Annotated in this window: 8 protein-coding genes and 1 pseudogene; 2 read left to right on the forward strand and 7 right to left on the reverse strand. The window is 64.1% G+C overall.

Annotated elements, in window-relative coordinates; all coding sequences use genetic code 11:
- Positions 1 to 624 precede the first annotated feature (624 nt).
- Positions 625 to 906, reverse strand: a pseudogene (locus tag ACT86A_RS14050) (Zn-ribbon domain-containing OB-fold protein); the annotation flags it as partial.
- Between the two features lie 540 nt (positions 907 to 1,446).
- Here ACT86A_RS14050 and ACT86A_RS14055 point away from each other — a divergent pair.
- Positions 1,447 to 4,749, forward strand: coding sequence for a protein kinase domain-containing protein (locus ACT86A_RS14055; protein ID WP_445092535.1), 3,303 nt, complete (start codon positions 1,447 to 1,449; stop codon positions 4,747 to 4,749).
- Between the two features lie 292 nt (positions 4,750 to 5,041).
- Positions 5,042 to 5,569 carry a MarR family winged helix-turn-helix transcriptional regulator gene (locus ACT86A_RS14060; protein WP_445092536.1) on the forward strand — a complete coding sequence of 176 codons (528 nt, stop codon included), beginning with the start codon at positions 5,042 to 5,044 and terminating at the stop codon, positions 5,567 to 5,569.
- Between the two features lie 495 nt (positions 5,570 to 6,064).
- Here the strand turns inward: ACT86A_RS14060 and ACT86A_RS14065 are convergent, their stop codons facing one another.
- From ACT86A_RS14065 to ACT86A_RS14090, 6 genes are all read right to left on the reverse strand, one after another.
- Positions 6,065 to 7,468 carry a hypothetical protein gene (locus ACT86A_RS14065; protein ID WP_445092537.1) on the reverse strand — a complete coding sequence of 468 codons (1,404 nt, stop codon included), beginning with the start codon at positions 7,466 to 7,468 and terminating at the stop codon, positions 6,065 to 6,067.
- 193 nt (positions 7,469 to 7,661) lie between these two features.
- Positions 7,662 to 8,717: a 2,5-dihydroxypyridine 5,6-dioxygenase NicX family protein gene (locus ACT86A_RS14070; RefSeq protein WP_445092538.1), complete on the reverse strand. Its 1,056-nt coding sequence runs from the start codon at positions 8,715 to 8,717 to the stop codon at positions 7,662 to 7,664.
- 151 nt (positions 8,718 to 8,868) lie between these two features.
- Entirely contained in the window at positions 8,869 to 9,741 is an 873-nt protein-coding gene (gene purU, locus ACT86A_RS14075; RefSeq protein WP_445092539.1) for a formyltetrahydrofolate deformylase, read from the reverse strand.
- A gap of 36 nt (positions 9,742 to 9,777) precedes the next feature.
- Entirely contained in the window at positions 9,778 to 10,662 is an 885-nt protein-coding gene (locus ACT86A_RS14080) for a methylenetetrahydrofolate reductase (RefSeq protein WP_445092540.1), read from the reverse strand.
- Positions 10,663 to 10,979: 317 nt separating this feature from the next.
- Positions 10,980 to 11,741, reverse strand: a complete 762-nt coding sequence (locus ACT86A_RS14085) for an SDR family NAD(P)-dependent oxidoreductase (RefSeq protein WP_445092585.1) — start codon at positions 11,739 to 11,741, stop codon at positions 10,980 to 10,982.
- Between the two features lie 161 nt (positions 11,742 to 11,902).
- Positions 11,903 to 13,078, reverse strand: coding sequence for an FAD-dependent oxidoreductase (locus tag ACT86A_RS14090; RefSeq protein ID WP_445092541.1), 1,176 nt, complete (start codon positions 13,076 to 13,078; stop codon positions 11,903 to 11,905).
- Positions 13,079 to 13,312: the final 234 nt, after the last annotated feature.

Genomic DNA, 13,312 nt, shown 5'->3' on the forward strand with positions numbered 1-13,312 from the left:
TGAGCTTCGAGCGGGTCCATTCTCGGTCATGGGCGTCCTCTCGAGCTTCGATAGCCATGTGCCGGTGGCCATTGCCACCAGCACGCTGATCCGGATGAGCGATACAACGAACTTCGTCCCTCGTCCATCGCGCGCCGACCGGTGAGTGGAGGTCACCGAGTGCACGCCGTACTTGATTACCAATATGAAGCTACAAACCGGGATGACACCGCGACTATCCGACCAGCGAGGGATTTATCCGATATCCGCTCGGTGTAGGCCTGCTGAGGATCCGATCGGTGGTGTTTTGGTGTCAACTGGGGTGCTCGCCTTCTGGTGACGCCGATCCGTGGCGGGTAGCGGCTGCGGTCCGATCCGAGAGGTGGAACTGTGGCGCCGAGGAGGCGCGTGTGCGCATGTGCGGGCGGTGGGCCAATGGGCTACTGCCGCCAGTCAGCGGCCGACGACATTTCGCTACGCGGACTTACACGCAGGCTTTCCGAGATGCAGAATGTGGTCGCGCTCGACGGCGCACTCGGTCCCGACGATGAATACCGGCCACCGATCCCTACGGAGATGGGGGTGGAATCGCACGCGGACCGGTCGGTGACCGGATGAGGGGACTACCCCTTCGATAGTCGTGCAGACCCATGGCCCCTCATCGAGTTCCACGACGGCGATTATCGATGGCACCGAGTCATCGGTCGGGTTCGCGGCGCAGCGCACCAGCCGCCACGCAACGATCGAGCCGACGCCAGAGGACGGTACCCAATCGAGATCAGCCGAGTGACACGACGAACACGCGCTGGTGAGTGGCGCAAACAGTTTGTCGCAGCGCCCGCAATGCCGGATCATGAATTCCTCAGCACCTGCCGTGGCGCCGGCACATACGATCTGTACGCCCTCCCCATTGTGCTGGTGGTGCATAACTGCCTCGATGCGATCGTCCTGACGCGAACTTCACACCAGCATCCGTGGCGGCGCTTCGAACCGGAACGGTAAAACGGCCTACAGGCATACCTATTTTTCTGCTGCGCCGCGTTCGGCGCAGGCCACGCGAGCTTCGCGGGGCCACCGGACTCCCCGTGTCCGGAGACCGACAGCCTACAGATCGGATACGAGGGAAAGCACAGTCGCACCGTCACGAAACCTGGCCGGGTACCGACGTCCCGCGCGCAGAGCGACGGAGCAGGGGCACGCGAGCCAATGCGGCGTCCGGCCGCAACACACAGCGTACGCCGACCACCACCAACTGTTCGCGCGGGCCCTCCACCGGCACCGGACGAGCCCACTGAAACGCACCGAGGGTACAGCGCCGCCGGCACCGGGTGCAATGCCGACGCCGGTGTCCGTGAGATTGCTCATGGGCTCGACGGGCTCGCCAGCGATATCCTGGGTAGGTGATCGAGAGGTGCGCTGCGGTGCCCCTGCGGCCGTGGCCCGGATGGGTGGGCCCGGTGTAGTCGAATGCCCGATGCCGATCCCTTCGCTACACAACGTGACGTGTCGGGTTCGGTCGCCGCGGAGTTGGCGGCGACCGGGTTCGATGACGCCGAGGAGATCGGCCGTGGCGGTTTCGGCGCGGTCTATCGCTGTAGACAGACATCGCTCGACCGCGTGGTCGCGGTCAAGGTGCTCACCGCCGACCTCGATGAAGACAATAGGGCGCGGTTCTTCCGGGAACAGCGGGCCGCGGGCCGGCTGACCGGGCACCCCAACATCGTGCATGTCCTGCACGCCGCCGCGACCGACAACGGCCGACCCTTCATCGTGATGCCGTACTACCCGCACGGTTCGCTCGACGCCCGCATCCGCGATGATGGGCCGCTGGAGCTGGCGGAAGCGTTACGGCTCGGGGTGAAGATGGCCGGGGCGCTCGAGACTGCGCACCGGTTCGGGGTGCTGCATCGCGATGTGAAGCCCGCGAACGTCCTTTTCACCGACTACGACGAGCCGACGCTGGTGGACTTCGGCATCGCCCACATCACCGGTGGCTTCGTCACCGGCACCGGCGTCGTGACCGGTACACCGGCGTTCACCGCACCGGAGGTGATCGCCGGACAGCCGCCGAGCCCCGCTGCGGACGTCTACGGCCTGGGCGCGACATTGTTCACCGCGATCACCGGCCACGCCGCCTTCGAACGCCGCAGCGGCGAGCAGTTAGTGGCCCAATTCCTGCGGATCACCGCCGAGCCGGTGCCGGACCCACGCGAGCACGGCATCCCTGACGACGTCGCCGCCATCATCGAACGCGCCATGTCCGGTGACCCGCTCGACCGTCCCTCCGCCGCGGAACTGGGCGAACAACTCCAAACATCCCAACTCCACCACGGCTTCCCGGTCGATGAAATGGCCTTGTTCGCTCCCCCCTCGACCGAGACCGGTGCCATACCGCCACGGGAAAAGCTCCCCTCGGCGAGAACGCCCCGGCGCCGGCGGTCGGATACGTCGTCCGCATCGCTGCGCCCTGGCAGGATTCCAGTGGAGTTGACCAGTTTCGTCGACCGTCGCACCGAACTGACCGAAGCGACGAACTTCTTGGCAACCTCCCGGTTGGTGACATTGACCGGGATCGGCGGCGTCGGCAAGACCCGGCTGGCGGTGCGGGTCGCTACCGATGCCCAACGCGATCTCACTGACGGCGCGGTTTTTGTGGAGTTGGGCGAACTGCGCGACGAGTCCTTGCTGTTGGGTGTCGTGGTGGGCGCGCTGGGATTATCGGACCGGTCGGGAAGGCCGCTGCTGGAGATACTCATCGACTTCCTCGTTCCCCGGCAATTGTTGCTCGTGCTGGACAATTGCGAGCAGATGGTCGATGCGGTCGCGATGCTTGCCGAATCGCTGCTGCGCGCGTGTCCCGGGTTGCGGATTCTCGCCACCAGTCGCGAGCCGCTCGACCTCGACGGGGAAGCGGTACTGCCGATTCATCCGCTCGCCGTCCCCGATCCCGATCGACTACCGCGGGGAGTGTCGCGAAATGACGCAATGGCACTATTCGTCGAACGGGCCGCCACGGCGGTCGCCGGGTTCGAGCTCACCGAGGAAAACAAAGTCACCGTCGCCCGGATCTGTCAACACCTCGATGGCTTGCCCTTGCCGATCGAGCTGGCGACCGCCCGGTTGCGGGCAATGTCGCCCGAACAGGTACTGCAACGGTTGACCGATCGGTTCGCCTTGCTCACCCGCGGCAGCAGGAGTGCCCCGTCACGGCAACAGACGCTGCGAATGTGTATCGACTGGAGTTACAACCTCTGCACACCGGCGGAACAACAAGTGTGGGCCCAACTGTCGGTGTTCTCGGGCAGCTTCGAACTCGAGGCCGCACAATACGTCTGCGGGGATCAGCTCCCAGCCGATGAACTCCTGGACGTGGTGGGGTTCCTGGTCGACAAGTCGATTCTGACGCGTGTGGAGTCCGGCACCGCGATACGGTTCAGCATGCTCGACACCCTGCGCGAGTACGGACTCGAGAAGGCCCAGGAGTCCGGCCGATACCTCGAGCTTCGGCGCCGCCACCGCGAGCTGTACGAACGGATGGCGGTGGACACGAAGGCCAACTGGTTCAGCCCGCGGCAGCTCGAGTCGATCGTGCGGATCCGCCGAGAGTTACCGAACATGCGGCAAGCACTGGAATTCTGCGTAACCGACAACCCCGAAGCCGGAATTCGGATCGGCGCGGCTCTAGCGCGCTTCTGGATCTCCCAAGGCTGGCTGAGTGAGGCCCGGCACTGGCTGGAGCTGCTACTGGGACGGCGCACCGGAGAAGTCACCGTCGACACGGCCGAAGCGATGTTCACCGTCTCCCATATAGCCCTCCTCCAAGGCGACTATTCGGCAGCGGCGACCTTCGTTGGCGAGGCACGAGCGCTCGTCGAGCACACGACCGACGCCCTCGCCCGCGCCCACATCGACTTCGCCGACGGACAACTCGGACTGTGCATCGGGAACCCCGAGGCCAGCCGATATCTCGACAAGGCCATCCCGGTGTTTGCCGAACGCGGCGAGCCAGCCGTGGAGAGCTTCGCCAGGACAGTCCTCGGGCTGACGCATGAGGCGCGCGGCGACGCCGACACGGCAATAGAATGCTACGAGCACGCGCTCGCGATCACCGAAGAACACGGGGAGTCCGTGTATCAGTCTTGGGTGCTGTGGTCGCTGGCAGTCGCGGTGTGGCGGCGAGGCGACAGCGCGCGAGCGAAGCGCTTGTACGCGCGGGCACTGCAACACAGCCGGATCGTCAAAGAGCGGGTGAACACCAGCATCTGCTTGCAGGGGCTGGCATGGATTGCCGCCGAGGAAAACAACCTGGAACGTGCCGTCGTGCTGATGGCGGCCGCAGAGCGGATCGGCCGGTCAGTGGGGACTTCGCCCGTGATCTTGCCCGCCCTGCTCGCCTATCAAGACGAATTCGAGCGCCGAGTCAGGCAGGACCTGAGCGAGCAAACGTACGCCGCGGCTCAGCGAGAGGGTGCCGCGCTCAGTTTCGACGCCGCGATCGCCTACGCGTTGGGGGAACGTGCTACCGCACCGCCCGAGGGCGCGGCCGGTCGCAAACTCACCAAACGCGAGCGTGAAGTCGCCGAACTGGTTGCCGACGGGCTCACCAACAAGGAGATCGCCGCTCGCCTGGTGATCTCGCCGCGCACCGCACAGGGACACGTCGAGCATCTGCTGACCAAATTGGAATTCACCTCCCGAGCACAAATCGCGGCATGGATTACCGCATCGCACAACCTTCCTGAATCAAGAGCCGACACCCCCAGCTCCTGATCGGACCGCTACAGTGCCCGCGGCGCGGCGTAACTCTCGTGTGCGGAGATCTGGTCGCCGCGCTGGCCATTGCCGCAAACGATTGCCTCACCACGGGATGTCGCCTCGACACTCAGGGAAACAGCAACGGCCACCAGGCCCAGTTGGGCAGACTATCGATGACGGCTCCCCGGCGTGTCCGACAGCGTGTCCGACACAACTCGTCGCGGCGCCCACGCCACAATCACATGAGAACTCATATGATTTAAGATGGTAGAAGTCCGGTCAACAGCGCGAGGATATCGGGGAAGCTATGAACAGAAGGTCGGCCATCTCCGGCACAGGCGAGGCGCGCGACAATACCCGTCCGTCCCGCATGCGCGATGCCGCCCCTCCTTCACTGCGCGGCACCGCCTTCGTGACCGACGATTTCCTCCCCTACCTGCTGAACCAGGTAATAAATGTGTGGGACCGCAGGTGGAAGCGCGCTCTCAAGAGCACCGCGGTCAACACCAGGCAGTGGCGCGTGCTGTCGATCCTGTGCCGTACTCCCGGGCTGTCGCTCACCGAGCTGGTCGACAAGACCGCGATCGATCAACCGACCCTGAGCCGGATGATCGACCAATTGAACACCCTCGGCTTGGTGAAACGGGAAGTCGCGCAGCAGGATGCGCGTTTTCTCCAGCTTTCGCTGACAGCGGCGGGTGAATCACTGGTCGAGGATGTCTGGCCGGTCGCGTGGGAGAACTATCGGATCGGTGTCGGCGATCTTTCACCGGAGGAAGAGGCGGTGTTGATCAAGCTGTTGAATCGCGTATTGAACAGCGTGCGGGCCGAGTGACGCGATGGCCCACCGTGGGCCGCGCGACACCGCCGGCGCGATGTCATCTCCCGCGAATACAGCCCGCTGACGTGCAGGACGCACGATGGTCATCAGTCCGAGCACCGCGCCGAGCGCCGTCCGCAACAACGATCTGCCGCTCGGCGCCGCCGCACTTCGGCAGAATGCCACGCGCGGGCGCGGTTCACCTCCAGCCCGGGCGCAGCGCGCGCCTCGCCGACCACGTCGAGCTGTCCGGCATACCCCCGCCTGCGCAGGCTCGCCCCGGCCGTGTGGTCACCCGGCGCTTCGATAGGATTTCCCATCGCGATCGGCTTCAGCCACGAAACGTGTTCTGTCGCCGCATGGCGATGGTCATCGGACCGACGCCACCCGACCGGGTAAGCCACGCGGCCACATGCCGTACTTCATCGGCTATCACCTCGCCGACCAGCACAGCGCTGAGCCATCCACGCACCTTCGCGGCACTCTCGAGGACCGGCGCGACGTTCGAGACTACTGGCCGCGCTTCGCGATGCGCTGCACCTCCGGGTCGTACGGCGCCGACGCGATCCGGGCCCGGATCGTTGTCTGTTCGTGGCGCTCGACCTGGCTCTTACGTGAGCCACCGCCGGGTTCGCCCCAGGTGATCGCGACCTCGGAGCCGATCGTCGCGTGTCCGTGGTTGATGAGAGCCAGCGAGATGATGTCGCCCAGCGGGTTCTGGTATGCGGCGTGGCGCGACACACCGATCAGTTCGCCCTGCGCAGAGCGCACCTCGTCGAACTGGCTCCAGGCGAAATTGACAATCGGAAGATCGATCGCCTTGTATCGGGGGCCCGATTCGAACTGAGACATCATCACCCGTTGGACATCGTCCCGGTTCCAGACCAGCGTCACTTTGGTCCGCTTGGCCTCCTCGGGCACCCGCTCGAGTGCTTCGCGGCCATGGAAGTCGTGGTCGAACTTGATCACATTTCCATAGCCGTGATCGAACGGCGTGGAATAGTAGTCTCGGATATCGGACGTCAGATAGCTGCCGCCGAGTTCGAAGTTCGTCTCGTAGGTCGTCGCAGGAAGATACTTGCGGTAGTCGTCGAGTTCCGGATCGGTGAAGATTCCCGGCACCGGATAGGCCATCCAGCCACTCTGCAAGTTGGTGTAATAGGCCGTCATTCCGAGCGGCTTCAGGCCGAAGTCCTTGCCGGCCTCCAGAATGAAAGATCGTACGGCTTCCTCTTCGGCGAAGGGGCCGGAGATTTCCACCGAGAACGAGCCTGTCATGCCATGCCGCAGTGCCAAGACGTCATGGCCGCCGATCCGCACCGTCCGAGTCCGGAAGAACGGGATCTCCGGAGTCGCTCCTTCGACTACCCGGTCGAAGATCGCCCTGGCATTGGGACCGGCCAACTCGAACCGGTACTGGAGGCGGGTACCGGTCGGATTGAGGTTGGAGGACTCGTCGCGAACCAGTTCGACGTCATATCCGCCCTTTTGCGCCTGGAATTCGACCCAGTTGTGGACGGGAGCGCCGCTCACCAACGCGAAGCTGTCCGCGCCGTTGCGGAAAAGGATGCAGTCGCCGATGAGATGGCCGCTCGGCGTGCAGGCGATGAGTTGCTTCGCCCGATCGAGGGAAAAGTTCTCGAAGGAGTTGATCGCGATCGACTTCAGCAGATCGAAGGCGCCGGGGCCCTTGACGTACAGTTCGGGCATATTGTGCGACTGGTGCAGGAGAACCGCGGTCTCCGCGCCCGCTGTCTGCTCATCGCGCCAGTTCGAAAACACAGGCGGAACGGAAGCCGCTTTCTGCCCGGTCGCGCGCGAGGAATGCAGCGGCTTGACTTCGTTGTATAGGTAGTCCACCAAATTCGGTGTACGGTCGATGAATTCCTGCAGGCTCTCGTTGTTGCTCGCCATGTCGCACCTCTTCTCTGTGGCGGCTGCGCCGCCGCCTGGGAACGTCCCGCACCGGGACCGTTCGACGGTGGCCCGGGCACGGTCCACGCGGTCTTTCTGTTGTCTTATCTTGGCAAGATTTCGTTGTGTACCGGTCCGGGCGATGGCCGGGCCGGCGCGGATTGCCGTACCCGACCCACCACCAGGCTTCAGATCAGAATGTCGGCGCTACTACCAGGCGCTCGTCGGTGAACCGGCCCTCCTCGAGGACGGCTTTGCCATCGAGCAGCACCGTGCAGTCGGACATGGGAATGTCGATGTGTCCCTTGGTCGACCGCGTGCCACCGTGTTCGGTGTTGGGGCCGGTGGAGAACAGGAAGTTGCCCGCGTAGACACGCGCGGCCGCGGTGAGCCGGTTCAGCTGCGCGTTGACGTGGAAGATGTAGTCGCGGTGCGCGTTCGGGTGCAGGCCGAAACCGAGATGCGAGATGGCGTAAGGGTCCATGTCGTCCTCGGAGACCTTGTTGCGGTCGAGCCAGTGCCTGAACTCGCGCGCATCGGCGCTGCCCTCGACCTTGCGAATGAAACCGTCGCGGACCTCCAGGCGGATCTCCGACTCCACAACCCGCGCGAAAGGCAGAATCCACATATCACCGGGCTGGATCACCACTGTCCCGTTGGCGCTGCCCTCGTCAGGGCAGTTCGTGATGTGGCCCGCACCCCACATATCCATCCGGCCCGGCTCGTCGGCGAAGCCGTACTGCGACTTCACCCTGAGCTCACCGCGCGTCCAGGTCAGCTCGGTGCCCGCCTCGTTGAGCAGCGTGATCTCGCGGGCGCCCGCCCACAGCTCCGCGGCGTGCAGCACAGCCGGCTTGAGTCCGGGAGGGGAAAGCAGTTTCTCCAGCTCCACCGGACCGTCGATGATGGTCTGGATGCGCACGCCGGCATCCCGCAACACTCGCGACCAGCTCGCGAAATTCGGCGCGTGGAAGGTGACCACCAGCTGGCACTGCTTCAGCGCCGACATGATCCCTTCCGCGCCCGTGATGCCGTCGGCGGCCACCCGGCTCGGGTCCGGCAATGAGCTGAATCCGAGCTCGAAAGCGAACGCGCCGAGCTCCTTGAGCGCATGGGACGCCGCGGCCACATAATCGCGCGGCGTGTTCAGGTTGGTCAGCAGGGCGACCGTCTCGCCCGGCTTCACCTCGCACTGCTCGAGATTCTTCTGAAACAGACTGGCCAGCTGGACCTGCTGCATAAGGGACATCAGAAGCACGCTTTCTCTTGTCGAAGGCTGGTTGCACACTGCCGCAGGGCTCGCGACACACTCGGCGGCCCCACAACCGGATTTAGATGTTATCTCATATGATTATTCATGCACTAGGGTAGCGTGAGCGGCGAGGTCACACAAGAGATAGCTACCGCAGGACTACGGTCTTGTTGCCGTTGAGGAAGACTCGGTTTTCGGCATGTCCTCGCACGGCCCGCGCGAGGGCACGGCACTCGGCCTCCCGGCCCCGGGCGACAAGATCCGCCGCGGACATCGAGTGATCGACCTGCACCAGTTCCTGCTCGATGATCGGGCCCTCATCGAGGTCGCTGGTGACATAGTGAGCGGTCGCGCCGACCAGTTTGACACCGCGCGCGTGGGCTTGATGATAGGGACGCGCACCCTTGAAACTGGGCAGCATCGAGTGATGGATATTGATCGCCCGCCCCTCGAGTTCCTTACACAAGGACTCGGAGAGGATCTGCATGTAGCGGGCCAGCACCACCAGATCGATCTGTTCCCGTCGCACGAACTCGAGCAACTCGTCCTCGGCTTCCTGCTTCGTGTCCGGCGTGACCGGAATGTGCCGGAACGGCACGCCGTAATGCTCGGCGAATGGCCGCAAATCGGGGTGATTGGAGATCACCGCCACCACGTCGATGTTCACGTCGGCCACGAAATTGCGGAACAGCAGATCGTTGAGGCAGTGCGCGAACTTGCTCACCATGATGGCGACGCGCTGACGCGCCGCGGCGTCGACAAGCCGCCACTGCATCCGCCAGTCCGCAGCGAGCGCGGCGAACTGCTCCTGGAGTGCGCCCACGTCCAACCGCGTCAGCGGATCGGCATGGGCGAATTCGACTCGCATGAAGAAGTTGCCGCTCTCGGGGTCGCCGAACTGCTTACTCTCGACAATCGTGCAGTCGCGATCGACGAGAAAGCCGGCGACACTGTGCACGATGCCCGGGGCGTCAAGGCAGGACAGGGCCAGGACGCCGCGCTGGGCATGCTGATCGGTCATTGTGATAAATCCTTCGAGGTGATCTGATCCGAATCGTCAGGCAAGCGCGGCGAGCCATTCGCGGCGCCATGCCTCGGTTTTCTCCAGTTCATTGAATGTGAACACGTGAAAACCATGCAAGTTGTTGTCCGACAGGCCGAGATGCGCCGCGACACCTTCCACCAGGGGGTTGGGCTTGTACCCGCCCGGGAGGAAGAACCGCCAGAACATGCCTTGCTGCTTCTGCAGGAACCGGGCGGACTGGCCCAACCCGAGGCCGGCGGAGATACGGATCAGCTTCTGCCGGTTCACCGCACCCGGAATACCAACGCGCACTGGAAGATCCACACCAGACTGCTTCACCGACCGGGCCCAGCCGGCTGTTGTCGGCGCCGAGAAACACAGCTGGGTGATGATCTGGGTGGCATGCGGCGACTTACCAGCCAACGCCCGCTCGATGACCTCGTCGGCGATATGCCCGTGCCCCTCGGGGTATCCCCCGATACCGACCTGCGCGAATGAATGCCCACGTCCGCGCAGTTCCTCCAGCAGAGACAGCGCGTCGGTAAAACGCCCCGCAGGCTCACGCGCGTCACCGCCGACGACGAAGATCCCGCGCACCCCGGCCTCGGTCAGCCGTGCGGCGATGTCGTCCAAGTGATCACCGTCGCGAACAAGACGCGCGGCGAGATGCGGCGCTGCGTCATATCCCTGTTCCGATAGCCGCACCGCAAGGTCGAGAGTCGGACCGAGGCCCTTCGCCTCGGTAGTCGTCACGGTGAGCGACACATCCTTCGGGACGTGGGCAAGGACCTGCGCTTCGGTGTTCTTGAACGGAAGCACCTCGTAGCTGATCGATTTCAGAGCTTGCGCCAGCAGATCACGCGCGGGACGGTCGGAGGACCGTTGTCCTCGTCTAGCCGGCAGGGGGTTGTTCACCACAGAGGTTCTTCCTTCCTCGGGCCGGCAGCGAGTAACCGCCGCCACCCGGAGGGAATTATTCGTCATTATATGACTTTACATGTATTCGCGAGGAGTCTAACCCGGGCCCGAACACTGCGCAACTGTTCGCCGGGGAGCCGCCCGCAGCAGCCGCACCAGCGCCCCTAATCATCCGCACGACCGGCCTTCCCGGCATGGCGCCAGACCAATGCCGCAGCAGGCCGAGGTGGATCACTCGCGCCCGGTCAGCAGTAGAAACTCGCGTAGAGCGCCGATCTCATGCGAGGTTACCGGCATGGGGCCTTCGTCGACCTGTGTCAGTATGTTGTGCGACCGCCGGAAAGGTCGAACACTGCTCCGGTCGTGAAAGAGTTTTCCGGTCTCACCATCCACAGAATCATGTCGGCTGCCTCTTCGACGCGGAGGAAACGTCCCCGCGGGATCCTCTCCAGCATGTAGTCGACTTGAGACGCGTCGAACTGCTCTAGGATTCTCGTCCGGGCCGTAGCGGGCGTGACAGCATTCACCGCGATATCCAGTTTCGCCACCTCCTTCGCCAGCGACTTCGTGAGCGCAATTACCCCGGCCTTCGCCGCAGAGTATGCCGCCGCGTTCGGATTTCCTTCTTTCCCAGCTACCGAGGATACGTTCACTATCCTGCCGTAGCCCTGCTCGATCATCTGCGGCACAACGGCCTTCAAGCAGTGGAACACACCGTCCAGGTCGGTTGCCATGATCTCCCGCCAATCTTCCAGCGGGTAGTCGACCAATGGCATGGTCGGGCCGGCGATACCGGCGTTGTTCACGAGGATATGGATATCGCCGTATGCCTGTCGAGTAGCTTCTTGGGCCGCCACTACCTGGTCGAAGTCTTGCTGATCGACAACCGCACCGCTGACTCCACGTGCACCATCGAGTCGTTCGAGCGCCGCCACTGCGCCGGGCACCGATTCGGGGTCGCGATCCCAGATGGTCACCTGCGCACCCTCCCGCACGAGCCGCTCCGCCACCGCGAAACCGATCCCCCGAGCGGCACCGGTGACTACCGCGTGCTGGCCTTCCAACCCAGTCGATTTCATCTTTCTCCTGAACTCGCCGCGCCTCTGGGAGTCGACCGACCCGATCGCGAGGGACAACTTCGAATAGGATGCAATCAGATTGCCCGAAATGCCCGGTCACACGTACTGTTTCGATAGTTACTCCGGTGCACATTTCGGGCATTCCGTCCGCTGCCCGGGATTCAGACTCGCGCCTCGACAATGCGCGGCGGCCGCCAACTAGAGGCATTCGTCGATAGCTGGTAGATGCGCGCGGGCGGAGTGAAAGGCATCGAAAGGTTGCGGATGAATATAGCGAGACGACCCGCCTCGTTGCTGGCCTGCCGGATTCCTTCCGATATTTGCGCCAGCTCACTCACCCGCGGCTGACGCTGTTGGTCATAGCGAGTGAGTGCCGCCGGCACGTCCTGCGGGGTCCTACCGAGTTCGGCGGCGAGCACCGCGGCGTCCTCGAGGGCTGTGCATCCCCCCTGCCCGAGGTGTGGCGTCATCCCGTGTCCCGCGTCGCCCACCAGGACCACGCGCCCGTTCACCAGGCTCGACGGGACAGTCGGCAACGCCAGGATATCGTGATGCAACACCACGTCGCTCGACTCGATCAACCTCGGGATCGGCGCGTGCCAGTCCGCGTATCGCGCCAGCACGGCAGCCCGCTCGTCGGCGTGCCGAACGCCGGGGGGTGTCGCGGCCGAGGCGTACCAATAGATCTTCCCGTTTGTCAGGGGCAGATAGCCGAACTCCGCCTTCGTACCGAAGCTCTGCACGATACTGTGGCCTTCGCCGGGCTGCATGGGCGAGATCCCGCGCCAAGCCGTCGAACCCGTGTAGGCGGCGCGAGGCAGATCCGGCCAATACTGCGCGCGCAACCGGCTCTCGATCCCGTCTGCGGCGACGACCACGTCTGCGTCATCGACCTCCACCGCATCCTGACTACGCACGATCCAGCGGCCATCCGGACCCTGCTCCGCCGCTGTGATCGGTACGCCCAGGCGGATCGAATCCTCCGGCAGCGCCGAGTACAGCAGCTCGTGCAAATCGGCGCGGTGAAATCCGACAATGTCTCCGCCCCAGAGCTTTTTCGCGGTCGGCCCGTCGACCCGAGTCAACCAGCGCCCCTTGTCGGTTCGAAACCCATGGCCCAAGTTCGACTCCGGCAGGTCCCGGACCTGAGACTCGAGGCCCAACGCACCGAGCGTACGCATAGCATTCGGGTACATGCTGATCCCAGCGCCGCCAGGCGTGATTTCCGACGCGCGCTCGAGCACCGTCACCCGCCAACCTGCGCGGCGTAGTCCCACCGCGGTTCCCAGGCCTCCGATACCGGCACCGACTATCACCGCGTGTGACTGAACGCTCAAGGCTATCTCCTGCATGCCGTCGATATGATCCACAACATATGGGATCTGTATCCAGTATCCCGAAGATAATGTGATGCATCTCTAATCGTCAAGAGCTGACGTTGTCCAATCCACAAAGCGCGACTACGCATCGCACACACCAGGCCCCTGCGCCGAGTCCAGGACGCCGTGCCGGAACGAACCCGATTCGCGGGCCACGCATGAATGCGGGCTCGTGGCCGCTACCCGCTCGCC

The organism is Nocardia glycosmidis, from assembly GCF_052545115.1.

Coding starts and splice junctions, on each gene's coding strand:
- ACT86A_RS14055 (WP_445092535.1), top strand. CDS start 1,447: ATGCCCGATGCCGATCCCTTCGCTACACAACGTGACGTGTCGGGTTCG.
- ACT86A_RS14060 (WP_445092536.1), top strand. CDS start 5,042: ATGAACAGAAGGTCGGCCATCTCCGGCACAGGCGAGGCGCGCGACAAT.
- ACT86A_RS14065 (WP_445092537.1), bottom strand. CDS start 7,468: ATGGCGAGCAACAACGAGAGCCTGCAGGAATTCATCGACCGTACACCG.
- ACT86A_RS14070 (WP_445092538.1), bottom strand. CDS start 8,717: ATGTCCCTTATGCAGCAGGTCCAGCTGGCCAGTCTGTTTCAGAAGAAT.
- purU (WP_445092539.1), bottom strand. CDS start 9,741: ATGACCGATCAGCATGCCCAGCGCGGCGTCCTGGCCCTGTCCTGCCTT.
- ACT86A_RS14085 (WP_445092585.1), bottom strand. CDS start 11,741: ATGAAATCGACTGGGTTGGAAGGCCAGCACGCGGTAGTCACCGGTGCC.